The 21,957-nt window shown below is 68.9% G+C and carries 23 protein-coding genes and 5 pseudogenes; 12 read left to right on the forward strand and 16 right to left on the reverse strand.

The window, feature by feature from the left end; all coding sequences use genetic code 11:
* Window positions 1-48 precede the first annotated feature (48 nt).
* The 4 genes from ACFYO0_RS45660 to ACFYO0_RS45675 form a co-directional block, all read right to left on the reverse strand.
* Window positions 49-912: a cytochrome c biogenesis CcdA family protein gene (locus ACFYO0_RS45660; protein WP_388688166.1), complete on the reverse strand. Its 864-nt coding sequence runs from the start codon at window positions 910-912 to the stop codon at window positions 49-51.
* Window positions 913-918: 6 nt separating this feature from the next.
* Window positions 919-1,491 carry a redoxin domain-containing protein gene (locus ACFYO0_RS45665; protein ID WP_388688169.1) on the reverse strand — a complete coding sequence of 191 codons (573 nt, stop codon included), beginning with the start codon at window positions 1,489-1,491 and terminating at the stop codon, window positions 919-921.
* Between the two features lie 91 nt (window positions 1,492-1,582).
* Complete coding sequence (locus tag ACFYO0_RS45670; RefSeq protein ID WP_388688171.1) at window positions 1,583-2,284, reverse strand: Crp/Fnr family transcriptional regulator; 702 nt, start codon at window positions 2,282-2,284, stop codon at window positions 1,583-1,585.
* Window positions 2,285-2,460: 176 nt separating this feature from the next.
* Window positions 2,461-2,946, reverse strand: a complete 486-nt coding sequence (locus ACFYO0_RS45675) for a hypothetical protein (protein ID WP_388688173.1) — start codon at window positions 2,944-2,946, stop codon at window positions 2,461-2,463.
* A gap of 200 nt (window positions 2,947-3,146) precedes the next feature.
* Between ACFYO0_RS45675 and ACFYO0_RS45680 the strand changes: the two genes are divergently transcribed.
* Both ACFYO0_RS45680 and ACFYO0_RS45685 read left to right on the forward strand, forming a co-directional pair.
* Entirely contained in the window at window positions 3,147-3,539 is a 393-nt protein-coding gene (locus ACFYO0_RS45680) for a carboxymuconolactone decarboxylase family protein (protein ID WP_388688176.1), read from the forward strand.
* 2 nt (window positions 3,540-3,541) lie between these two features.
* Window positions 3,542-3,733: a hypothetical protein gene (locus ACFYO0_RS45685; RefSeq protein WP_388688179.1), complete on the forward strand. Its 192-nt coding sequence runs from the start codon at window positions 3,542-3,544 to the stop codon at window positions 3,731-3,733.
* Window positions 3,734-3,746: 13 nt separating this feature from the next.
* Here ACFYO0_RS45685 and ACFYO0_RS45690 read toward each other — a convergent pair whose 3' ends face one another.
* Genes ACFYO0_RS45690 through ACFYO0_RS45705 form a run of 4 tightly spaced genes read right to left on the reverse strand, consistent with a single transcriptional unit; the run spans window position 3,747 to window position 6,945 of the window.
* Window positions 3,747-4,556 carry a class I SAM-dependent methyltransferase gene (locus tag ACFYO0_RS45690; protein WP_388688181.1) on the reverse strand — a complete coding sequence of 270 codons (810 nt, stop codon included), beginning with the start codon at window positions 4,554-4,556 and terminating at the stop codon, window positions 3,747-3,749.
* Complete coding sequence (locus ACFYO0_RS45695) at window positions 4,553-6,157, reverse strand: radical SAM protein (RefSeq protein ID WP_388688184.1); 1,605 nt, start codon at window positions 6,155-6,157, stop codon at window positions 4,553-4,555. The genes ACFYO0_RS45690 and ACFYO0_RS45695 overlap by 4 nt, the downstream gene beginning before the upstream one ends.
* A gap of 37 nt (window positions 6,158-6,194) precedes the next feature.
* Complete coding sequence (locus ACFYO0_RS45700) at window positions 6,195-6,506, reverse strand: mercury transporter (RefSeq protein ID WP_388688187.1); 312 nt, start codon at window positions 6,504-6,506, stop codon at window positions 6,195-6,197.
* The gene (locus ACFYO0_RS45705; protein WP_388688190.1) at window positions 6,490-6,945 is read right to left on the reverse strand and encodes a MauE/DoxX family redox-associated membrane protein; all 456 of its coding nucleotides are present in this window, start codon (window positions 6,943-6,945) and stop codon (window positions 6,490-6,492) included. Before ACFYO0_RS45705 ends, ACFYO0_RS45700 begins: the two co-directional genes overlap by 17 nt.
* 136 nt (window positions 6,946-7,081) lie before the next feature.
* Between ACFYO0_RS45705 and ACFYO0_RS45710 the strand changes: the two genes are divergently transcribed.
* Together ACFYO0_RS45710 and ACFYO0_RS45715 are read left to right on the forward strand one after the other, a co-directional pair.
* Window positions 7,082-8,116 (forward strand): DUF3179 domain-containing protein, encoded by a 1,035-nt coding sequence (locus ACFYO0_RS45710; RefSeq protein WP_388688192.1) that lies wholly within the window; start codon window positions 7,082-7,084, stop codon window positions 8,114-8,116.
* Window positions 8,113-8,238: a hypothetical protein gene (locus ACFYO0_RS45715; RefSeq protein WP_388688194.1), complete on the forward strand. Its 126-nt coding sequence runs from the start codon at window positions 8,113-8,115 to the stop codon at window positions 8,236-8,238. The genes ACFYO0_RS45710 and ACFYO0_RS45715 overlap by 4 nt, the downstream gene beginning before the upstream one ends.
* A gap of 36 nt (window positions 8,239-8,274) precedes the next feature.
* Here the strand turns inward: ACFYO0_RS45715 and ACFYO0_RS45720 are convergent, their stop codons facing one another.
* Window positions 8,275-8,844, reverse strand: a complete 570-nt coding sequence (locus tag ACFYO0_RS45720; protein WP_388688196.1) for an SRPBCC family protein — start codon at window positions 8,842-8,844, stop codon at window positions 8,275-8,277.
* Window positions 8,845-9,055: 211 nt separating this feature from the next.
* On the opposite strand from ACFYO0_RS45720, the gene ACFYO0_RS45725 reads away from it, so the two are divergent.
* Complete coding sequence (locus ACFYO0_RS45725; protein WP_388688199.1) at window positions 9,056-9,616, forward strand: ArsR/SmtB family transcription factor; 561 nt, start codon at window positions 9,056-9,058, stop codon at window positions 9,614-9,616.
* Here the strand turns inward: ACFYO0_RS45725 and ACFYO0_RS45730 are convergent.
* Window positions 9,532-10,230: a haloacid dehalogenase type II gene (locus tag ACFYO0_RS45730; protein WP_388688202.1), complete on the reverse strand. Its 699-nt coding sequence runs from the start codon at window positions 10,228-10,230 to the stop codon at window positions 9,532-9,534. The genes ACFYO0_RS45725 and ACFYO0_RS45730 overlap by 85 nt on opposite strands.
* A gap of 618 nt (window positions 10,231-10,848) precedes the next feature.
* On the opposite strand from ACFYO0_RS45730, the gene ACFYO0_RS45735 reads away from it, so the two are divergent.
* From ACFYO0_RS45735 to ACFYO0_RS45745, 3 genes are all read left to right on the forward strand, one after another.
* Window positions 10,849-11,256 carry a MerR family DNA-binding protein gene (locus ACFYO0_RS45735; protein ID WP_388688205.1) on the forward strand — a complete coding sequence of 136 codons (408 nt, stop codon included), beginning with the start codon at window positions 10,849-10,851 and terminating at the stop codon, window positions 11,254-11,256.
* 192 nt (window positions 11,257-11,448) lie between these two features.
* A complete protein-coding gene (locus ACFYO0_RS45740; RefSeq protein ID WP_388688208.1) occupies window positions 11,449-11,832 on the forward strand; it encodes a YciI family protein in 384 nt (127 codons plus the stop codon).
* Window positions 11,833-11,834: 2 nt separating this feature from the next.
* Window positions 11,835-13,049 carry an RNA polymerase sigma factor gene (locus ACFYO0_RS45745; RefSeq protein WP_388688210.1) on the forward strand — a complete coding sequence of 405 codons (1,215 nt, stop codon included), beginning with the start codon at window positions 11,835-11,837 and terminating at the stop codon, window positions 13,047-13,049.
* 16 nt (window positions 13,050-13,065) lie between these two features.
* Here the strand turns inward: ACFYO0_RS45745 and ACFYO0_RS45750 are convergent, their stop codons facing one another.
* The 5 genes and pseudogenes from ACFYO0_RS45750 to ACFYO0_RS45770 all read right to left on the reverse strand — a co-directional run bounded on the left by ACFYO0_RS45750 (window position 13,066) and on the right by ACFYO0_RS45770 (window position 17,090).
* Entirely contained in the window at window positions 13,066-13,398 is a 333-nt protein-coding gene (locus ACFYO0_RS45750; protein WP_388688212.1) for an MmcQ/YjbR family DNA-binding protein, read from the reverse strand.
* Window positions 13,399-13,681: 283 nt separating this feature from the next.
* Window positions 13,682-14,116, reverse strand: coding sequence for a cupin domain-containing protein (locus ACFYO0_RS45755; protein ID WP_388688215.1), 435 nt, complete (start codon window positions 14,114-14,116; stop codon window positions 13,682-13,684).
* A 576-nt stretch (window positions 14,117-14,692) separates the two neighbouring features.
* The gene (locus tag ACFYO0_RS45760) at window positions 14,693-15,157 is read right to left on the reverse strand and encodes a hypothetical protein (protein WP_388688217.1); all 465 of its coding nucleotides are present in this window, start codon (window positions 15,155-15,157) and stop codon (window positions 14,693-14,695) included.
* 290 nt (window positions 15,158-15,447) lie between these two features.
* Window positions 15,448-15,681, reverse strand: a pseudogene (locus tag ACFYO0_RS45765) (transposase); the annotation flags it as partial.
* 143 nt (window positions 15,682-15,824) lie between these two features.
* Window positions 15,825-17,090 carry a tetratricopeptide repeat protein gene (locus ACFYO0_RS45770; RefSeq protein WP_388688220.1) on the reverse strand — a complete coding sequence of 422 codons (1,266 nt, stop codon included), beginning with the start codon at window positions 17,088-17,090 and terminating at the stop codon, window positions 15,825-15,827.
* A 698-nt stretch (window positions 17,091-17,788) separates the two neighbouring features.
* Between ACFYO0_RS45770 and ACFYO0_RS45775 the strand changes: the two are divergent.
* Both ACFYO0_RS45775 and ACFYO0_RS45780 read left to right on the forward strand, forming a co-directional pair.
* Window positions 17,789-18,235, forward strand: a pseudogene (locus ACFYO0_RS45775) (GntR family transcriptional regulator).
* Between the two features lie 11 nt (window positions 18,236-18,246).
* A pseudogene (locus tag ACFYO0_RS45780) lies at window positions 18,247-18,330 on the forward strand (phosphohydrolase); the annotation flags it as partial.
* A 371-nt stretch (window positions 18,331-18,701) separates the two neighbouring features.
* Here the strand turns inward: ACFYO0_RS45780 and ACFYO0_RS45785 are convergent.
* Window positions 18,702-19,445 (reverse strand): annotated as a pseudogene (locus tag ACFYO0_RS45785) (transposase); the annotation flags it as partial.
* Window positions 19,446-20,472: 1,027 nt separating this feature from the next.
* On the opposite strand from ACFYO0_RS45785, the gene ACFYO0_RS45790 reads away from it, so the two are divergent.
* Together ACFYO0_RS45790 and ACFYO0_RS45795 are read left to right on the forward strand one after the other, a co-directional pair.
* Entirely contained in the window at window positions 20,473-20,877 is a 405-nt protein-coding gene (locus tag ACFYO0_RS45790) for a type II toxin-antitoxin system PemK/MazF family toxin (protein WP_388688222.1), read from the forward strand.
* A 748-nt stretch (window positions 20,878-21,625) separates the two neighbouring features.
* Window positions 21,626-21,885 (forward strand): annotated as a pseudogene (locus tag ACFYO0_RS45795) (hypothetical protein); the annotation flags it as partial.
* Window positions 21,886-21,957: the final 72 nt, after the last annotated feature.

The following is a 21,957-nucleotide window of genomic DNA, read 5'->3' on the forward strand; positions in this document are numbered from 1 at the left end:
GCACAGCAACGGACGTTGATCTGTAACGGGATCGCTCCGGGCGCCCCGTCAGCGCTCGGTGGCCGGGTTTGTCGTGCGTGTGTGCCGGCGGCGGAGGGCCATGCCCCCGATCAGCAGGGCGGCGAGGAGGACGGCGATGGCTGCGGGGCCGGTTGAGTCCAGGGCGTCGGCGAGGGTGCGCTGGATGGTGCCGGCGGTGTCGATGACCGGGTCCTGGGTGGCGGGGGCGCGTTGGACGCGGATTTCGTACCAGCCGTAGTAGGCGACGTAGGCGCCGACCAGGAGCAGCAGGCCGCCGCCGGTTCGGGAGGCGACGGAGCCCAGGCGGCGCAGCCGGGCGACGCGGGCGGTGCGGGTGAGGGCTACGGAGAGGGCCGCGGTGCCGACGATCAGGCCCATCCCGGCCGCGTACGCCGTGAACAGGGTGACGCCTTCGAGGGTGGAGCCGCTGCGGAAGGCGGAGACGACGATGGCGAGGAAGGGGGCGATGGTGCAGCCGAGGGAGGCGATGGCGTAGGCGGCGCCGAACAGGGCCATGGACGGCAGGGAGCGGGTGACGGTGGGGGCGCGGCGGAGTTTGGGGAGCAGGGCGGGCAGGTCGCGGCCGGCCAGGAGCCAGCCGCCGATGAGCGCGAGGAGGAGCCCGAAGCCGATGGTGAACCATGGCAGGTGTTGTTGCACCTGCCCTGCGACCGGGGCGATGGCGAGGCCGAACAGGGCGAACACGGCGGCGAATCCGGCGGTCATTGCGGCCGTCGCCATCAGCGCGCGGGTGACGGCAGCCGCGCGGGTGGGTGTGTCGTCGCCGAGGACGAGGAGGGAGAGGTAGGCGGGCAGGAGGGCGAAGCCGCAGGGGTTGACGGCGGCGAGCATCCCCGCGGTCAGGGCCAGGGCGAGGGGCAGGTCGGACATGCTGGTTCAGCCGACGAGCGGGCTGAGCTTGTCGGCGAGTCCCTTGCCGGCCGGGAGACTGCCGGTGAAGACGGTCCCGCCGTCCTTGTCGAGGACCACGTAGACGCTCTGCTGGGTGATCTCGAACTTCTTCCAGATCTCCCCGGCCTCGTCGGACAGGTTCGGGAAGGTGTCCACCTTGGTGTCGGTGACGAAGTCCTTCATGGCCTGGGGCTTGTCGAGTCCGGCGACCCCGATCACGTTCGCCTTGCCCTCGAACTCGGCGGCGACCCTGGCGGTTTCGGGGCCCTGGGCCTTGCAGGTGGGGCACCACGGTGCCCAGAACCACAGCACCGTGGGCTTGCCCGTCAGCGTGGCCGCGTCGAAGGGCTTGCCGTCCACGGTCGTGCCGGTGAACCGGAGCGCCTCGGGGACCGCCGAACTTCCGGACCCGTCCCGCCCCGCCGACGGGGAGCCGGAGGCCGACGGACTGGCCGCCGCCGCGGCGCCGCTGGGCGTGTCGTTGTCCTGGGTGCCGCAGCCGGCCAGGCTGAGCGCGGCGGCGGCCAGAAGAGTCGGGAACAGCAGGCGGGCACGCATGAAGGCAACTCCTGGTGGTCGTCAGTCGGCTGAACTGTAAGCCGAGCCGGGAGCGGTCGGGCTGGGCCGCGGTGCTTACGGTTCGGTGACGTCAGCCCGCGTGGTCGGCGAGGCGATCCGGGGCGAGGACGGTGATGCGGCCCCGGGCGAGGCGGATCAGGTTCTGGTCGGCGAAGTCCCGCAGCACCTTGGTGGTGGTTTCACGGGAGGTGCCCGCGAGGGCGGCGATCTGCTGGTGCGTGAGCGCGATCTGCGGGCTGCGCGCCCCGAGCACCCGGGGCCGGGCCTCGGCCGCGAGAGTGAGCAGGGTCGTGGCGATGCGCTGCGGCACGGACTTGAACACGTTGTCGGACAGGCGCTGTTCGAGGTCGGCCAGGCGTCGGCCGAGGATTTCGGTGATGCGTGCGGAGATGCGGGCGTCGGACAGCAGGAAGCGGTGGACGTCGGTGCGGCTCATGACGCAGACGGTGACGTCGTCGAGGGCTTCGGCGAAGTTGTCGTACATGCGCTGTCCGAGCAGCACCATCTCGCCGAAGATGGTGCCGGGGCTGATGATCGCGCAGGTCAGGGCGCGGCCGTCGGTGGAGACCCGGAAGACGCGCACCCGGCCCCCTTTGAGGATGAACAGCACCTCGGAGGGCTGGGACGGCGAGTACAGCATCTCGCCCGCGCTGTAGGTCTTCATGGGCGCCGCTGCGGCGATGGCGTCCATCTCCGCTTCGCTCAGGTCGCGGAAGATGTCGACCTCGGAGATGCACCAGGTCTTCTCGGCGTCGTCACCGGTGTGGTTCATGTGGTGTGGTTCCTCGCGTCGTCCCGGTGCCCACGGCGGGGGTGCGGCTCCCCACGCCGGGCTGGCCAGCGCGCCCGCGCTGCTGGCCAGACAGTAGCCGTCCGGGGCACCGAGGGGAGGTTCAGCGCCCCGGAGCGGTGAGCCGGGACCAGGCGTTGACGCCGGCGGTATCGGTGTCATGCCGCGGTCCGGTCGTTTCGCTTGGCTGCCAGTTGGGCGATGCAGGAGAAGGTGAGTCCGGCCAGGAGGCCGAAGACGAGGTGACCGCCGAGACTGGAGGCGGTGACGTCGTTCCATTCGAAGACCGGCATGCCCATGTTGGCGGGCATGATCCACAGGGCGCCGAGGAACCACCACACCGCGCCGTAGACCAGGCCGAGGACAACGGCGGGCGCGAGCCGCTGCGCGAGGTGGCCGAGCACGACGCCGAAGGTGGTGCCGGCGAACAGGGCGATCGCGAGGTGGACCAGCCAGCCGACGACGGCGTTGGTCGAGCCGAGCAGCCCCGCCACCATGGTGATCATCGCGGTGTCCATGACCGGCCGGGAGACCGACATCCAGATGCCGAAGCCGATGCCGCCGACCAGTCCGGCCGCGGCGCCCCAGACGGCATGGACCGGGATCGCGGCGGTCGTGGGGGAAACGTGTGCTGCTGTGACCATGGTGATCATCCCATCCGGTGGGTTTCCCTCTGTCTCTTTCGGTGCCGACGCTAGATCGCATGGCACGGGCAGGTATGTGACCACGCTTACCTACGCGCCGGCAGCCAGGGCGAGGAGTGGGCACGGTGGCAGGGGGCGCCGACGCTTTCTAGCGTGGATATGGAGGCACTTGTTCCGCTTGGCTGAGAGGAGTGGTCGCCATGGCGGGCCGTAGCCGAGGCGCCGTCGAGTCGGAGATCAAGGAGACCTTGGGGCTCGTACCGCATTTCTTCGCCCGCATCCCCGATGATCTGCTGGATCACGAGTGGGAGATCTTCAGGAAGCTCGAGCTCGGCGAGACGCTCATCCCGAACAAGTACAAGGAGCTGATCGGGCTCGCGGTGCACTCCGAGACGAAGTGCCGTTACTGCACGCTCTTCCACATGGAGGCCGCGAAGATGTTCGGGGCCTCGGACGAGGAGATCCAGGAAGCCCTCCACTACGCGAAGTCCAGCATCGGCTGGAGCGCCTACCTCAACGGCATCCGCGAGGACTACGACGGCTTCGTCCAAGAGCTCGACCAGATCAAGGATTACCTGGCAGCGAAGGGCTGATCATGCGTCTGGAGCGGACCCGTCCGGGCATCCTTCGAGTGACCGCTCACGCCTACGAGTTCGCGGCGCTGGTGGCCGCCGCCCGGTACGTGGCCGAGTCCGCTCCACCCGACATCCCCGAGCAGGCGCTCGACCAGCTCAGGCAGGTTCTGCGCGACTACGACACACAGACGACGCTCCTGCCAGACCTGTGACCAGGCATTTGGATCAGGCTGTCCCGCGGGACTTCTCGCCGATCAGCAGCGCGTAGCCCAGGGCGCCGTCGGCCACCGCCGTGCGGGCCGTTTCGAGGACGCCGGGGGCGGCGTCGAGGTCGACGCCGGCGTCCGTGAGCCTGGTCGGCGCGGTCATACGCAGCAGATTCAGCCTCGCTTCGATCTGGTCGATCATGCGCAACATCGCCTGGTCGTGGCGCTCGGTGTGCAGGGTGCGCAGGCCCGCGGCGGCCAGGATCTCGACGTACTCGTCCAACGGGCGGGCGTCGGCGATGCAGGCGATGCGGGCCCCCAGGCCGGTGAGTTCGGACGGGAGCCGTGCGGCGTCGATGGTGACGTCGGTGATGCCGAGATGACCGCCGGGTTTCAGGACGCGGGCGAACTCGGCGGCGGCGCGCGCCTTGCCGGGGAAGGTGCACAGCGCGCACTCGCACACCACCGCGTCGAAGACGCCGTCGGGGTAGGGAAGTTGCTCGGCGTCGCCAGTGGTGAAGCGCGCTCTGTCGGCGAGTCCCGCGGCCTGGGCGGCTCCCTGGGCGAGGCCGGTGTTGGCGGGGGAGTAGTCCACGCCGTCCACCTCCGCACCGTGAGTCCCGGCAAGGAGCAGGGCGGTGGTGCCGCGCCCGGAGGCGACGTCGAGGACCCGTGCACCGGGGGTGAGAGCGAGGCCGTCGGCGAGGCGGCGGGTCAGGGCAGTGCCGCCGGGGTGGTAGGAGTCACCCAGCAGCAGAGCGACGACGTCGGAGGAGTACGCGGCGGCACAGCACGCCTTCAGCTCCTCCCCGGTGGGTGGGTGCGTCATGACGGGGACTCGCCCTCTTCGATGGTGGTGTGCGCGGTTTTCGATCCATACGGTGTCGCGGTGAGGCGGTCGGCGAGCGGCAGGGCGTTGGGCACGACCTGGGCGATGGGCACGCCGGACATCTGGGCGCGGACCTGTTCGCGGTAGCCGACGGAGTTGTACGCGCAGAACGGGATCAGGCGTCCGTCGGGGGTGATCTCCTCCACGCAGCACTTCATCAGCTGTTTGACGTTGAGGGTGTAGGGGTCCTGGAAGTCCTGCACGACGATCATGAACGCCTTGTCGTTCAGGTCCTTCACGGCCTGGGGCAAATCGATGCCGCAGGCTCCCCCACTGCTGAACGCGTGGGAGGTACCCCCAGCGCAGTCCAGGGCCTCGGCGGTGGCTCTCAGCTTCTCCTCGGTCGTGGCCGTCCCCATGAACGCCGAGGCCGACCAGAGCTTCTCCAGGGCCTCGCGGATGCCGGCATCGGGCATGACCCGGTTGGTGACGTAGTCGAGGTGGTCCTCCACGTTCAGCAGGCGCGGGATGGGGACCACGGTGCGGTTGCCGGGCTCCCCGTCGACCAGGAGGTAGGTGATGGAGCGGCAGGTGGGGAAGCAGCAGGGGACGGGGAAGAAGTCGCCCTTCTGGAACCAGCCCGGCCGCTGCTCATTGATCAGCTTGATCACGTCGGGGTTGGTGAGCCGCTGCAGTGGGTCGAACTCGACGTGCCGGCCGGAGTGGGTGACCGGCTGGAAGGCCACTGAGCGGACGGCGGGGTGGTCGATGCCGTACTCGATGATCGCACCGAGCTCGTGCTCGTTCAGGCCGCGCTCGACGGCGGCGACGAGGGTGACGGTCAGTCCGGCCTCGGCGCAGTGGTCCAGTGCCCGCTGCTTGAACGTTCGCAGGTCCCGGCCCCGGATCTCCAGATGGGTGCGTTCCTCGAAGCCGTCGAACTGCAGGTAGATGTTCACCGAACGGCCCGGCGCCTGGTTGCGTTTGCCGAGTTCGGTGACGAAGTTCTTGTCGGTGGCCAGGCGGATGCCGTTGGTGTTGAGGTTGACGTTCTTGATGGGGCGGGCCTGGGCGAGGTCGATGAAGTCCAGGATGTGCTTGTGGATGGTGGGTTCACCGCCGGAGAACATCACCACCTCCGCCTCGCCCTCGCTCGCGACGAAGGCGTCCAGCATCCGCCCGCACTGCTCGTGAGTGATGGAGTAGCCGTCGGGTTGGTGGCCGGAGTCGGCGAAGCAGATGGGGCAGTCCAGGTTGCAGCCGGTGTTGACCTCGATGATGCCCAGGCAGGCGTGCTGCTTGTGCTCCGGGCACAGCCCGCAGTCGGACGGGCAGCCGTCCCTCACCTCGGTCTGGAAGGTGAGCGGGATGGTGCCGGGCTTGTTGAAGCGGGCCGAGGACAGGTATTCCTCGGCGTCGCCATACACCAGGGCTTCGAACTCTCCGTGCTCCTTGCATCGTTTCCGCAAGAAGACCTTGTTCTCGCGGATGTTGACCTGTGCGTCGACGGGTGTTTTGCACAGCGGACAGATCGACTTGGTGAACTCCACGAACACCTCGTCCCGGTCCACCTTGCGGCGGGGCGCCGGCGTCTGGGTCATCGAAGAACTCCTTTCCCACGGGGGCGGTCGCATCCGGTCAGTGGACGGCAAGGCCCGGATCGTCCTCGTCACGGTGGTGCGGAGGCGGACCGGGGACGTTCGGGCGGCAGTCCTCCGGCCCGGCACCATGCCGGCGTCGAACCCGGCACCGCAGGGCGTACGCGGTACCGACGAGGAGCACGACCACCCCCATGGTGATCAGCCAGGGGTTCGCCGGCGCGCCGCCGACGGCGCTGAACGCCCCTCCGGCCACCAGCAGCGGACCCGCGCAGCACACCACCATGACCAGCCCCGCCCCGATGACCGTGGCTGCCCCGCCCACCCTGGAGCGTTCACGGGATGCGGACATCACGCCCCACCTCCACTCCATCGGCTGGTGCCGGCGACCGGGGCCTGCGGGCGGCACGCAGCAGCAGGCCGGCGTAGAGCAGGGTCAGGGCGTCCTGGAGCAGGACGAACCAGCTCAGACGCTGGGTGAGGTAGATCCCGAAGCAGCCGCAGTTGGCCACCGTCAGACCCCGTGCGTACGCCTGCACGGCCAGCAGCGTCCACACCACCGACACGCCCGTGTACGCCCACACCGGCGCCAGGGCCTTCGACCGTGGCCGGGCCAGGAACCAGAGGCCGCACACCAGCTCCCCGGTGATCAGCACTACGGCCGGTACGGTCGCGGCGCCGCCGGTCACCAGCCCGTACGCGGAAAGGATGCCCGGCATGTGCGCGAAGGAGGCGAGCTGGCCGATGGCCATCGCCGTGTACACCGCGCCCAGCACGATCCTCAGCACCATGATCCGAACCGTAGGCCCCCGGAAGGGACGAGAACTGTAAGCGCGCTCACCGAACTGCCCACGGCGCAGAGGCATGCTCATCAGTGCGAGGCGTTCACCGCCCGCCGGTGGCCCCGCGAGTGTCGGGAGGTGCCAGGTGAACGGTCAGCAGTCGGCCCGCTCGCCGAAGCGGCAGGCCCTCAAGGGCGCGGGCGTGATCGGGGCCGCCGCGATCCTGCTCGTGGGCGGGAGCATCGCCGGCCGGCAGGCCCTCTCCGACCGGCCGGACCGTCCCGTGACGGCCGTGCAGCCCGGCCAGGACCCGTCCCTGGAAGCCCTCGCCGATGCGGCGGTTTCCGGCGGGCCCGGCAAGGACGGCATCCCCTCCGTCGACAAGCCTCGCTTCGTCCCCGCGACCGAGGCCGGATTCCTCGCCGACAACGAGCCGGTGTTCGGACTGGAGTACGGCGGTGAGGTGAGGGCGTACCCGCAGCTGGTGCTGGTGTGGCACGAGATCGTCAACGACACCGTGGGCGGCGAGCCCCTCGCCGTCACCTACTGCCCGCTGACCGGCACGGTCATCGGATTCTCCGCCCCGCCCGGCATGCAGGAGCTGACCTTCGGCACCACCGGTCGGCTGGTCAACTCCAACCTGCTGATGTACGACCGGCAGACCGGCTCCGAGTGGCCCCAGCTGCTCGGCACCGCCGTCAGCGGCCCGCTCAAGGGCACCCGGCTGGACACCGTCCCGCTGGTGTGGACGACGTGGAAGCAATGGCGTGCCGCGCACCCCGACACCAAGGTGCTGTCCACCGACACCGGCACACTGCGCGGCTACGGCAGCGACCCGTACGGCTCCTACGACCGCTATCCGGACCGCGGCGGCTACTACGCCGACCAGGGCACCCTCTTCCCCGTCCTGGCCACCAGCGACCGCTTCCGCGACAAGGACATCGTGATCGGCGTGCGCGTCGGCGACAAGAGGCTGGCGATCCACGAGGACCTCGTCCGCACCGCCGGGACCGTGCGCGCCGAGATCGCGGGCACACAGCTCGAAGCCCGCTGGGACGACAGACTCGACACCGCCCGGGTCCTGCAGCGCGCCGGCGACCGGTGGGAGGCCGCCGATTTCCTCGACTCCATGTGGTTCGCCTGGTACGCGTTCCACCCCAACACCCAGGTGCGGCAATGAACATGCCCCTGCGGCCGGTCTTCCACCCGCTCACGCTGGTGATGCTGCTCGGCACGCTGGTGTGGGGTGCGGCCCGGCTCGCGCGGCAGGCTGACCGGCCGTCCGTCGCACGCGACAGGTGAGCCGTACACAACAGGCTGAGTTGGTCGCCGACCTCGTCAGGTGAGGGCCGCGCGCCGTTCCGCCTCCGCCTTGACCGCCGCGAGGGAGGACGCGACGGTCGCCTCCCAGCGGGGGGCTACCAGGCCGCCCCACCACTGGCCGACCCGCCACAGGTCCGTGCCCAGCTCACCGGCGTACGTCAGCCGGGTCCCCGGCCCCTGCTCGCTGAGCTCGAAGGACTCCGCGACGGCCGGGACGGGGCCGCGTACCAGGCGGAAGTCGACCCGCTCCGGACGCGTGAACCGCACCGTCTCCACCGTCGTCGCCGTCAGCCGCCCGCCCGCCACCGGGGTGTGGTGCGCCGCGAGCACCATGTCACTGCCGCGTTCCAGCACCAGCACCTTCTCCCGCATCGCCCGCGTGGACCGCCCCAGATACGGCTGGGCGATCACATCGAAGACCACCTCGCGAGAAGCCTCGATGTCGATGGTCTGCGGCCCCAGCGGGCGACTGCGCCGGCCCACGCCCACGTCCAACGGCAGCGCCCCGCTGACCAGTCCCAGATAGCCGGCCGCGGCTCCGCCTCCCACCGCCGCCACCACCGCCAGTTTCGTCGGCCACGCCATGTCCCACTCCTTCTCCACGCGTCGGCCCTGTGCCATTCAGGGCCGACGATACGGCCGGCCGACCCCGGTGATCGGTGAGCGCGCTCACCGTCAGAGCGCGGGCCGCCATCCTGCCGGTCGTCAACCAGGGTGCCGAGTGGCCCAGGAGCCCTACCAAGCCACCTTCGACCGGGTGATCCCCGATCGCGCGAATCCGCGTGTGGGATCGCTCATGAGACCGACCTCCACCCCCATGGCAGGAGCGGATGCGGCGCGGGCCGAGTGCTCGCACACCGACACCGTGGCCCGGTTCTTCCGTGCCCTGTCGGACCCCACACGGCTGATGCTGCCGGAGTTCATCCTGCGAGGTGAGCGCACCTCGGCCGAGTGTGTGGAGCGCGCCGGCATCTCCCAGCCGCGGGTCTCCGTGCACCTGTCCTGTCTCGTCGACTGCGGCTATGTCACAGCACGCCGGGACGGCAGGAAGTTGCGTTACTCCGTCGGCGACCCTCGGGTAGCGGACCTGGTCGTCCTCGCCCGTGCGCTGGCCGTGGACAACGTCGCCGCCCTGGACTGCCGCCCCCCCCCGCATCCCCGGGAAGGGGCAGTAGCGACGACGCGCCATACGGTCGGCGTCGGCACCGCCGTGCGTCCGCAGAGACCGCCGACCAGGCGCCGCACCCGCCCGACACGGATCCGATACGGAGTTCACGTCCTGTCGGCGATCAGGGTGTCGGCGAGTTCCCGCAGGTCCTGCGCGCTGTGCGTCGGCGGGGACATCGACTGTGGATAGGCGGTCGCGCCACGCCGTAGCCACGCGCCGCGCAGACCCGCCCGCAGCGCGCCGTCGACGTCCCAGGGGTGCACCGCGACCAGCAGGGTCTGCTCCGGCCGCACCTCTACTTGATCAACGGCGTACCGGTACGCGGCCCTTGCGGGCTTCCAGCACCGTGGCCCGCGCACATCCAGCAGTTCCTCGAACAAGTCCACCAGCCCTGCCTTGGCGAGCAGCCGCTCGGTCAGCGTGTCACTGCCATTGGTCATGGTCACCAGCCGGAACCCGGCATCGCTCAACTTCCGTACGCCCTCCGGGACATCGGGGTGCACCACCAGCTCGGCGAAGCCGTCCAGGACGTGCCGGGCCGCAGCCTCGACGTCCCCGGCCCACCCCTTGACGCCCGGCAGCAGGGACCGCAGCCCGTCCAGGGCGACGGACGCGAAGTCCGCGTACGCCCCGGCGGCCGTCAGCGCGAACCCGTCCCGCAGTACCCCGGCGAACCAGGTGGGCATCAGATCCGCCGGCGCTCCGACATCCTCGAAGCGGACCCGCAGCGGGGTGAGATCGCTGAGCGTCTCATTTACGTCGAAGACCAGGACCCGCAGATCCTGGGCGCCGTCGCCGGACATGGTCTCCTCCCGTCACGCTGCGCTGATCGCCTTGTGCCGTTGGCACCACTCAATCGCGGTCAGTCAGGGTGTGTCATCCCGCGAGCGTCGGGGCGGCCACGGAGGCGCCGGGCTGTGCCCGGACTGCTTGGTCGGGCGGCAGCGCGCTGGGCTCGCGCTCCAGCGCCTGGTGCTGCGCCTGCCCCGCGGCCGCATCACGATCATGGAACCGGCCTCCTGCCCGACGCGGCCGGACAGCCCCATGGCGCGGAGGAAAGCCTCCCGACCACGGCGTGCCACCGGGCCAGACACAGCCGCGCCCCGGTGGCACGGGGGAAACCACCGGGGCGGGCTACCCGGCATCGTAAGGGGCGCGCTGCCTCGTTGAACACCTACTCGGTCGTCCTGACCATGGTCTTCCCGCAGCAGCACGTCGGGCTCTGTTGTCTCCTGCAGGTCGGCGGGGCGCCTGGGTCAAGGTCAGCTCGCACCCGCAGGCCGCATCCGGGCAGCGGTAGACCTCACCCTCGCGGAACGGCATGGCGATCACCTCACTCGTCGCGTTCCCCTGTACGCGCGACGCCAGAACCCGGCCCCAAGGGCAAGGTCAGTCATGGGAAGCAGAAGGAGGTTGCGGCCATGGCACGCTCGGGACTGACGATCGGGCAGGCCGCCCGAGCCGCCGGGGTCACACGCAAGGCGGTGCGCGTGTACGAAGCCAGGGCATTGCTGCCCGCCACCGAACGAACCACGGCCGGCTACCGGCTCTACACCGGCCGCGATGTCGAACGGCTGATCTTCATCCGGCGGGCCCGCGCCCTGGGCCTGCACCTGGACGGCATCCGTGACGTCCTCGCCATCCGCGACGGCGGCACCCCGCCGTGCGCCACCGTCCGCGCCCTGCTCGACGCGCGGATCGCCGAGATCGACGCCACCGTCGCCGACCTCCTCGCGCCGCGCAAAACCCTCACCCACACTCGTCAGCGAGCCGACGCGCGGGCAGAAGACCAACCTGTCACCGTCTGCAAGCTCATCGAGCGCGCGTAGCCAGACCTGCGGAGGGGCGACGGAACGCCAGCAAGCCCGCTCAAGTGCTTCGCACGCCGTGAGGAGCGAGCCGTCGGACTCGGGGGGAGCATGATCCGGTGCAGAGTTCAGGGCAGCGTGTCGATTTGCGGGAACGCCGTTCGTAGCAAGGGTGAGAGGCGGGAAGTACCGCCGATGACCAGGAGTGCCACCATGACGCGATACCTGTTGTCCGTCCACAGCGGCGCCGGTGAGGGGCGTGCGCCGATGACCCAGGAGGAGATGCAGGAGTCCCACCGGCAGCTCAGGGCGATCGAGAGCAACATGGCCTCGTCCGGCGCCTGGGTGTTCTCCGGTCGCCTGCACGACGCCGACACCGCCACCGTGGTGCGGGTCTCCGGCGGCGAGGTGCTGACCACGGACGGCCCCTTCGCGGAGTCGAAGGAGCATCTGGGCGGCTTCTACATCATCGAGGCCGACGACCTCGACGCCGCGCTGGCCTGGGCGGCGAAGGTCACCGCCGCCATCCACACGCCGATCGAGGTCCGCCCGTTCGCGGCGTTCGCGGACGAGCCCGACCCCGGGCTCGGGGCCTGACCTTGCCGGTCGTCGACCGGGCGGACGTCGGGCGGATCTTCCGCGAGGAGTCCGGCCGGGTCCTGGCCACCCTGATCCGCGTCCTCGGCGACATCGACGCCGCCGAGGACGCGGTGCAGGACGCCTTCGCCGTCGCTCTGCACAAGTGGCCCCTCGACGGATGGCCGCCCAACCCGGGCGGGTGGATCACGACGACCGCCCGCAACGCCGCCATCGACCGACTGCGCCGCGCGTCACGCGAACGAGAGCTCCTCGGCGAGGTCGCGGCACTCTGGCCCGAGTACGACGATCCCGACCTGCCGGAGGAGAGGGAACCCGTGCCGGACGACCGACTGCGCCTGATCTTCACCTGCTGCCATCCGGCCCTGTCCACCGAAGCCCAGGTCGCGCTCACCCTGAAACTGCTCGGCGGTCTGTCGACCGCCGAGATCGCCCACGCCTTCCTGGTGGCGGAGCCCACGATGGCGCAGCGCCTGGTGCGGGCCAAACGCAAGATCAAGGCCGCCCGCATTCCCTACCGTGTGCCGGAGGAACACCAGCTGCCCGACCGGCTGCGCCCGGTGCTGGCCGTCCTCTACCTGATCTACAACGCCGGCACGGCCGACACGGCCGAACGGGGCCTGTGCGCGGAGGCGATCCGGCTGGCCCGCATCCTGGCCGCTCTCATGCCGGACGAGCCGGAGGCGGCTGGCCTGCTGGCCCTGCTGCTCCTCACCGAATCCCGGCGCACCGCGCGGACGCGGCCCGACGGCTCCCTGGTGCTGCTCGCCGAGCAGGACCGCAACTGCTGGGACCGGGCCCTCATCGGGGAGGGACAGGCAATCGTCCGCCGATGCCTGCGCCGCGATCGGCCCGGCACCTATCAGATCCAGGCCGCCATCAACGCCGTACACGCGGACGCGGCCACGCCCGAGCAGACCGACTGGCCACAGATCCTGGCGCTGTACGACCAGTTGCTCGCCTTCGCACCCACGCCCGTCGTGGCCCTCAACCGGGCCGTCGCCGTGGGGGAGGTGCGGGGTCCGGCCGCCGCCCTGGCGCTGATCGACGAACTGGACCTGGACGGCTACTACGCCTACCACGCCACCCGGGCCGATCTGCTGCACCGGCTGGGCAGGGACAAGGAGGCCGCGGCCGCCTACGAGCGGGCAGCCGCCCTGGCACCGACGGCCGGGGAACGCGACTTTCTGCGCCGCGGCGGCCGGTCCACGCGCTGAACGGCGCCGGACGGCCTCACGCCGTGGCCGGCCGTCCGGAGACGAAACGCAGGGCCTCGTCGATCAGCTCGGTCCAATGGGCCTCGTCGCGGTCGTCCACCAGAACCCATTCGCGGAACGTCCGCCCGGCGGGGGCGAAGGGTTTGCCACGGCCCGCGGAGATAAGTTCCGCGACACGCTCGCGGGGGAGTTTGACGACGAGGTCGCCGGTACGAGGGTCGCAGGAGGCGAAGAACGCACCCGCCACGCGCAGACACGGGAAACCCATCATCGTGCCGGTCGCGACCCCGGGCTCGGTGAGCAAGGGCGCGCTGACAGAGGCGAAGAAATCGGAAGGGTTCTCAGTCATCGGACATCTCCCGTTGCTCGGTTCAGCCGTGCCCGGCTGGTTCCACGTGGCCCGGTGGGTTCTTCAGGCTCGGTGTCTTCTCGACTGCTCTGACCACCTCCGCGTTCGTCGGAATCCCCGTCGGTCACATCCTGGATGGTCGCGGCCCGTGCGCACCACAACTGCCATGATTCGGTAGTGGAGTGGGGGGCGGAAGGGGCGCAGTGGCGGGAGCGCACGCTGGCGCTGGGCCCTCTGCGCCCGGCGATTCAGAGCAGTGGAACAGGTGCTGCCGCCGCAGTGGTCACTCGAACGGGCAGCCGGGGTTCGGGGCGTCCTCGGAGAACGGCGCGCCGTGCGGCAGCACGTAGAGCACGGTGAGCACGAGCGGCGCGTCGCCTAGGTTGCGGCCGATGTGGACGTTGCCGGGCCCGGCCGGCTCCTGCACGGCGCTGCCCTGCGGATACACGCCGTCCGAAGCGCACGTGGAGTCGAAGTGGCTGAGCGTGCCCTGCTTCACGTAGGCATAGAGCGGGCCGTCGTGGTAGTGCCAGCCGGTGGACTGGCCGGGCGGCACGGTGATCTCCCTGAGGACGTAGTCGGTGTCGCCGACCGTCTTCTGTGCGATCAGTGTGGCCGTGACTCCGGGTCCGGGCGGGGTCGCATGGGCGGTTCCCCCGGCGAGGATGGTGACGGCGGCGACCGCGCCGGCGATCGAGGTGCGGAGCGAGGTGCGCATGGGCAGGGCCTCCAAGGTCGGGTGGGCGTGGGACGACGTGCGCTGTGAACATAGAGGCAGACAAGGCCTGTTCGGGCGGCGATCCGCGGATTAGCGGCAGTCGGCGGGTGGCCCTTGGCGGCCACGCACCCCGTTTGCGTCAGGCGGGGGCGGGCCGTGCATGGGCACTCGGTCAGTGATTCGAGGGGCGAACAGTCTGGCTTGCGCCGGTGGTCATCCTCGCTTGTGCCGTCATCCGCGCTGTTGCTCGACGGATCGCATTGAGGGTGATCGTTTCTGGCTTCCCACGATTGATCGACAGCTGAGAACCGGAGGTCGGCGGAGTCTCAACGGCCAAGTCAACCCAGTGGTGCGCCGTCCACCGGTCGGCTCGCGCAGGCCACTCGGTGGACGTGCTGCTGAAGATCTACGCGAAGTGCGTCGACGTCCAGGAGCAGGAGATGAACGACCGAATCCTGAAGGGCTTGGCGGAGGAGGACGAGACCGAGGAGTGACACGTCCGCAGGACCGATGGACGCGAGCCCCGGAGAGATCCGGGGCTCTGCCGTGTTTCGGAGCAATCGAGGCGAGGCGGCTTCACTGCACGTCTCCAGAGGCCAGAGTGATGAAGTGCTCCAAGGAGTCTCCCGCGTCGTTGCCGTTGGCACGTAGTTGTTGGGAGCTGGAGGCGTGGTGCATGTCGGCAGCCGCGACAAATGCGCTGCGGGCCGATTCGATCAGTGCAGGGTTGCTGGCTATGAGCTGGACTCGGAATACCGCATGCTGGGCGACACCCCTGAGTCGACGAGCCTCCACGGCGGCTTCTGTGGCGTCGTTGCCGGGGTTCTCTTGATCGCTGTGCCAGCGGTTGTACTGGCATCGCCGCAGCTGCGTCACCGCTTCGGCGAACTCGCTGTAGATCGCCATGCGCTCCGATCGGAGTTGCCGCTGATGAGCAAGATTCTCTGCTTGCTCGGATGACTTGCGTTGGAAGAGGTAAGTCGCTGCTGAACCGAGCAGCGTGCCCAGCACTGCGATGAGAACCGGTACGGCACTATCCATGAGGACAGAACACCATGCGGCGCCCCGACACCGATGCGGCTTGGTCAACTCCGTACTGCGTCAGGGCTTCCAGGACTGTGGCAAATGGGCCCGTGACGTGCGGGGAGGCGCCTCAAGATCATTACGCAGCTGGCCGCAGTGGGTCTCCTTTGACGGCTCATACGCGGCCGGGCGACCTCTTCGTCCCGAAGCAATCTTGGTAGCTACTTGCTCCTGAAAAAGGGTTTGCCCAGCCCAGAGGTGGTATCAGGGTCGGATCGTGGTGGCGTCTCCTGTGGGAGGGGGCCGTGTCATCGGCTGACGACGGCCATCTGCTGCAGGTTGTAGACGAAGATCCCGAGTGCGCTCCAGGTCTGCGCACCCGTCAGGCGGCGCAGGCGGGTGCGGCGGAGTCCGAAGGTGCGTTTGAGGTGACTGATGCGGGCCTCGATACCAACTCTCCAGTTGCGCATCCGTCGGAACGAGCGGCTGCGTTCGTATTCGCGGCGTGCCTCTCCGGGCTTACCGGACAATCGAAGTCCAACTGGTCGGGATACCTCGGTCCAGTCGATGGTGTATGTGGCGGGGGTGGCGTAGGCGCGCCAGCCGTGCATGCTTGCATCGAAGTGCGCGTCAATAGCTGCAAAGGCATGTTGAGGGAACCGAGGGTTCGTCGCACCCCCAACCATCAGGTCTCAGGCTGCCCCCCTCTAACGGCGGCTGCCTCGTCCCGTGCGGCTTGTGCGTCGGACGGGCGGTCTAGCTTCGCCAGCAGGTCGCCGAGGGTGTCCAGAGAGGTGGCGAAGACGCCGCTGTAGACCGGTCCGGCTAGTTCACGGTAGAGGTCGACGGCCTCCTGAGCGGCCGGCAGAGCCTCTGCCGGCCGGTCCAGCTTCGCCAGCAGGTGGCTGAGGGTGTGCAGGGAGACAGCGAGGCCGACGCTGTAAAGGGGATTCGCGTCGGGATCGGCCTCCGCGAGGCCCCGCCAGAGGGGGACGGCTTCCTGAGCGGGCCCCAGCGCCTCGGCCGGCCGGTCCAGCTTCGCCAGCAGGTCGCCGAGGGTGTACAGGGACTTGGCAAGGTTGACTCGGTGGGAGGCAGCGTTGTCCTCGGCCAGGCCACGGCAGATGGCGACGACTTCCTGAGCGGGCCCCAGCGCCTCGGCAGGCCGGTCGAGCTTCGCCAGCACGCGGCCGAGAGTGTTCAGGGACTGGGCGAGAGTGCGGCGGTAGCGGGGGTCGGCCTCGGCCAGGTTACGCCGGATGGCGACGGCTTCCTGAGCGGGCCCCAGCGCCTCGGCCGGCCGGTCCTGCTGCGTCAGCCGGGAGCAGAGGAGCTGCAGGGAGGCGGCGAGCGCGGGGCGGTCACGTGGGTCGGCCTCGGCCTGGCCACGGTAGTAGGCGACGACGTCCCCGGGCTCCCCTTCCAGGGCTGTGGCTTCGTCCCGTGCAGCCTGTGCTTCGGTTGGGCGCTCCAGCTTCGCCAGCAGGCCGCCGAGGATGCCCAGGGAGGTGGAAAGGCCGAAGCGATGAGTGTCGAGCTTGCCCTCGGCCAGGTCACGGTGGATGGCGACGGCTTCCTGAGCGGGCGGCAGCGCCTCGGCCGGCCGGTCCAGCATCCCGAGGACGTGGGTGAGCGTGTCAAGGGCATCGGCAAGGGCAGGACGGTAGCCGCCGGGGTCGGCCTCGACGAGGCCACGGTAGAGGTGTACGGCTTCCTGAGCGGGGGGCAGCGCCTTGGCCGGCAGGTTCCGCTCCACCAGCAGGTCGCCGAGGGTGCCCAGAGACTCCGCGAGGGCGGGGCGGTAGCGGTCGGGCTCGGTCTCGGCAAGGCCACGGTAGAAGTCGACTGCTTTCCTGGCCGCCCTGGGCTCCTTGGTGATGGACCGCGCCGCCCCCACCAAGCCTCCGACGACTGCCGTCGCGCCCCGGCGATGCTCACGCCTTCGCACCATGACTTCACCGTTCCCCGACCCGGCAACCACATTGGCCGCCGGTCAACAGCCACCGTCGTCCGGCCTGCTGGCCACCGTTGACCAGCGCAGCAGTCCTCAGCGACCGCCATTTGGGTAGTTCACAAGGAGGCAAAGGCGATCACTTGTTGACGTGGAGCTCCTGGCGAAGCTAGCGGACCAGGGAAGCGCGTGGCGCTGACCTGCTCGGACAGTGCGTGCTGAGATAGGTCGGACATGTAGGGGTCAAATATTTCGTCGCGTTCACGGAGGCTCGCGGGCACACTTGTGGCTGCCTTATCCCAGTACAAGAGAACCTGCGTGAACCATGGTGTCTGAGGTGCCCTCATGAATGGGAAACATAGAGCCGTTTCCATTTTCTTCGCCCCTTGTGCTGGTATGGGCGGGCTTTCAGGCGTACTTGCGATCGCATGCCGTCTTATGAATGGAAATGAGTTGCTCGAAGGCCCTTCAGGAGGACTCGTGGCGTCACTTCCGCCACTGCCTGTATTAGACGGCTGCTCGGATGGACCGCTGAAGGAACGCAATGCCACGTGGTCTCACGGACTTGCTTCCAGCTCAGCACAGGGTCTCGAATGGCGCATCTTGGTGTAGGAAGGCGTGTGGAGATGAGGTCGGTCACGCGCCGTCCAGTCGTGGGACCCTTGGCATCGAGTGATGGAGACGCGAGAGTGGCTGAAGTGCCGGAGGCCAGTCCGCGCGGAACCTATCTGATCATTGCGGAGGCGCTGCGAAAACGAGATCGAAGAGAGTGAGGGCACGGATACCCTGCCTTCAGAGGCCGACCTGATGCGCTCGCACAGGGTCTCCCGCAACACCATCCGTCGCGCCCTCAAGGCTCTCGAAGCCGACGGGTTGTTGAGTCTGCTCCCGGGATCGGATGGCGCGTTGCTCGGGGTGGCGACCGCCGGTCTCTCGCGGAACGGATGACCGACGTGATCGCACAGGACTCGCTCTCAGTGGGAGACACGTACCCGTCTGAGGCGAAACTCTGCGAGCGGTTCGGCGCCTCCCGTACCGCTGTGCGTCGTGTCCTTGCCCAGATGGAGGGAAACGGCCTGCTCGCCACGGTGCACGGCAAGGGGCGAACCGTGCGCGCTCTCCCGACGCCCACCGTCCGGCCGTAGTTTTGGCCGCCATGGGACTGACTGAGTGGGCGTACTCGCTCTCCGAACCGCTGCTGTCCGATCCTCTCCCACGTCGGTGGGCACACTCGCCGGGAGAACAAGAGGCCATTCCCATCCTGGTGTGGGATAACGGCGATGCTGCTGGGGCCGGAGGGTCCAGGTACGAGGAACAGGCTCGATTGTGGCCCAGGCGCAACACAAAAGTAGAGTACGTGGATCTTGTAGACCTCCAAGCGGCCTATGCGCGGATCGAGCAGCATGTGGCCTCGCTGGTGAGGACACAGGAGCCCCGTCAAAGTGGGTGGGCGGTAAGTGAAATAACCGTGAGGCTGGGGATATCGGCTAAGGGTGGGCTGGCCTTTGTAGCGGAAGCCGGGATCGAAGCTGCGATTGAGCTGAAATTTGCAGGCCCTGGATCGAGATGACCCATCACCTCGCCTAGTACTCCAGCCGTAGATCGTGATCTTCATGCCTGGGCGGCTTGTCGCTGGTAGTGGCTGGCCTGGGATCGGGCTTGGTGGCGGCGTCGCCAGGCGGACCAGCCCAGCCGGTGGGCAACGTCGTGGACGGGTTGGACGACCAGGGCGATGAAAAGGCGTTGGATCTCGTTGCAGGTGAGCGGTATGAGGGCGTCTCGTGCAGGACGGCGGGCGTGCTCGTCTGCTCGGACGATGGCGAGGAAGGCGTGCGCGAGCATGCCCAGGGTGACCCAGCGGGACCAGGACGCGTAGCGGCGGACCTGATGCTCGGCCAGGGCGGCCAGGCCCTTTCCGGATTGGAAGAACTCCTCTACTCGCCATCTTGATCCAGCGACTCGCACCAGCGTGGTCAGCGGCACCGGTGTGGGCGAGTAGCAGCGGTAGTAGGCGAGTTCGCCGGTGCTGCGGTTGCGGCGGATCAGCAGTTGGCGACTGCCGGGCCTTTGGTCGGCGAGGTCGATGACGGCCCAGTCGTAGGAGCGGTGGCCCTTGGCTCCGGCCCCGGCGGAGAGCTTCTGCCAGGCCCGTTTGGGCACCTTCTTGGCCAGCGTGTTCGCACGGAACTTCCCCGCGCCGGTGGTGACTTCGTGCGAGCAGGCAACCGCGAGGATGTAGCCGGTGCCGCGTTTCTCCAGCGCGTCTCGCAGCTTTGGGGTTGCCGCCGTAGACCTCGTCGCCCGCGACCCATGCGGCCTGATGCCGGCGTCCAGGAACCGCCCGAACCCACGCGACCAGCAAGAACGCGGGATCGGCAACGAGATTGAACAGGTCATCGAACCGGCGATCACGATCGTCGGTCGCCCAACAGTGCAGCTTGGTCTGCATCTCCAGTACCCGGCGCTCGGCCTTGAGCAGCGCGAACTCCAGCGCGTCGGTATTCACCAGCGGCCTCCCGGCATTGCAGCATCCTCCCTGCCGACTTGCCGGCCCCCTTCGCCATGCACGGAGCTTTCCTCCGCTCGGACTACTACGGGGCCTCCGCCCCACCTGCGGACCTCGGCCGGCAACGGGCCTGCCCTCGATCTCCGGACCGGATGCCCGGAAAGCGGGGCGACCGCAGGCGGTTCCCACGTTCACCATGTGCCGATCGGCCAGGTCGGCGTCCCGCTACTACCCCGGCAGCATCACCACGCCTACGCCGCAGACCTTCAGCGTGACCTCCCCACCGGCAGTTGGAGACCGGCTTCGGAGTTGACCATCCCCTTGAAACGAGCGGTCACGCACTGCACCCCGGGCCCATATCCGCCAGATTTGAGCCCGGTGCAAGACTTACGGGGCTTTACGCGGATTCCTCTTCGTACGCCTTCTGGCCTTGCTTGCCGAACCCGACACGTCTGGCAGTACCGCGCCGTCCCGGCGTTGTCAGGGCTGCTTTCCGTCCTCACCGGCGTTCCCCGGCTCGGACTGCCCTCAGCTTCTACCCGGCCGCTGCGACGGCCCGGCGGTAGAGGTCTTCCACCTCCACTCGGTCACATGGCGCCTCGTGGCGCACCCAGCAGTTCTTGCGCGGCAGGTCCGACAGCAGCCCGAGCACCAACTGCCTCGCTCGACGCCGGGTTCGACCCGCGCAAACCGCCCCGCTATCCGGCTCATCAGGCCCTCGAACGCCTCCTGCCAGCGGGCAGGGTCTACGCTGTGACCTGCGGCCACCGCATGATCTTCAGTCTTCACACACCGATGATCAACGGTGGCCGCACCGTCTCCACAGCGCGTCAGGGTCGCGCAGCGTCCGCCTGCCGTCCCGTGTCAGGAGGACATGTGCAACGTGGCGAAGTCTGGTGGGTCGAGTTCGACGAGCGGCGGCTGGTCGTACTGCTGTCGGGAGACGACGCGTCCGGGATCCGGGCGATGCAGGTCGTCGCTCCGGCGGGCGTCGACATCAGCGGTCTGGGCGTCGAAGTGGTAGTAGGCGCCATGGAAGGACTGCCCTTTGAAGGCGTGCTGCGGTTCGCGTTCCCGCGTCCAGGCTTCACCCCTTGCACGTGGCTGACCACCGTGTCCCGAGACGACCTGATCGAGCGGGCGGGCGCCCTGTCCTCCGCGAAGCTCAGCGAGATCGAGGATGCCCTCCGACTCGGTGAACAGGAGAAGGAGTGGACCCCGGCGACGACCGCGAAGCTCAGCGAGATGAGGGACGCCCTCCGTCTCGGCGGACTCGCGTAGGCCGAGAAGGAACGGACGCCCCCGATGGCGTGGCCGATCTCGTCCAGACGATCGACGCTGGCCATCTGTCTCCTCGGCGCCCCTCACCATCGAGATCACGATCTGCGGCTGGAGTACTGGCAGTTCACCGAAACGGACACGTCCCTCCGGACTTGCGTAGGCCACCCGCTCCTGCTGTCGGTTGCCTTGATCGCGCCAACCTCGCTTCTACGGACACAGCCGAGGATGTGTCGGAGGTGTGTGGCGATCAGTGAGAGACAACGAGAGACAACGAGAGACAACGAGAGAGGGCGGGAGCCAGTGAGACTGGCTCGCGCCCTCTCATATCGGCATTCGCCCTGGTCAGCGGCTCATTCACGCTGGCTGCCCGGTGAGTGCCCCCGGCAGTGTGCTCGCTCAGGACATAGGGACAGGGAAAGCCACTGGTCGGGGGCGGGCGGCTGGTGATCCAGGCGGTCGCCCGGCTGAATCGTTAGACCGTCGCTTTGGCCGCAGGTTCGAGTCCTGGGCCGAAGTAGCACACTGGGCCGAAGTAGCAACCAAGGGCTGGTCGTTCTGCATCCCCTGTGACCTGTGGAGATTCGCTAGTTGTGATGGCGTCGGCACGTCTGCCCAAGACCTGTATGGGGTGATCTCAGGGGAGGAAAGCAGCCGCGTGGGCCATGGCGTGATGTGCAAGTGCCTGGAGGCCCCTCCGGGCGGACTGATCCTTGGCCCGCGTCAGCTACTCCGTGGTCGGGGCACTCCTGTCCGCCGCGCGGTACGGCTGCGTGTACGCGCCGTCCGTCTGATGCCGCCCCGGCGCGCCCCGCACTACGCGCGGCAGACTTGGAGATCAAGGGCTGCCCGAACGGCTACCGGCTGGAGGAACTGGGCACCCGCCAGGTCGGCGGCATACGCGGCTGCCCCGTCCGGCTCGGGGAGCGGCCCGTCGCTGACCGAATTGTCAGTCCTCGCGGACAGCCAGCGCCAGGAACTGCGCGTCCGCGTGGACGTACGGCGCCATAGACCGGCCCGAAAGGGTTGGCAGGTTGGAGGTTGGGCTTCGCCCGTAGGTGGTCCGGGATGGACGGCCGTGTA

This window comes from Streptomyces sp. NPDC006365, assembly GCF_042870755.1.
GTDB classification, from domain to species: domain Bacteria; phylum Actinomycetota; class Actinomycetes; order Streptomycetales; family Streptomycetaceae; genus Streptomyces; species Streptomyces xiangluensis.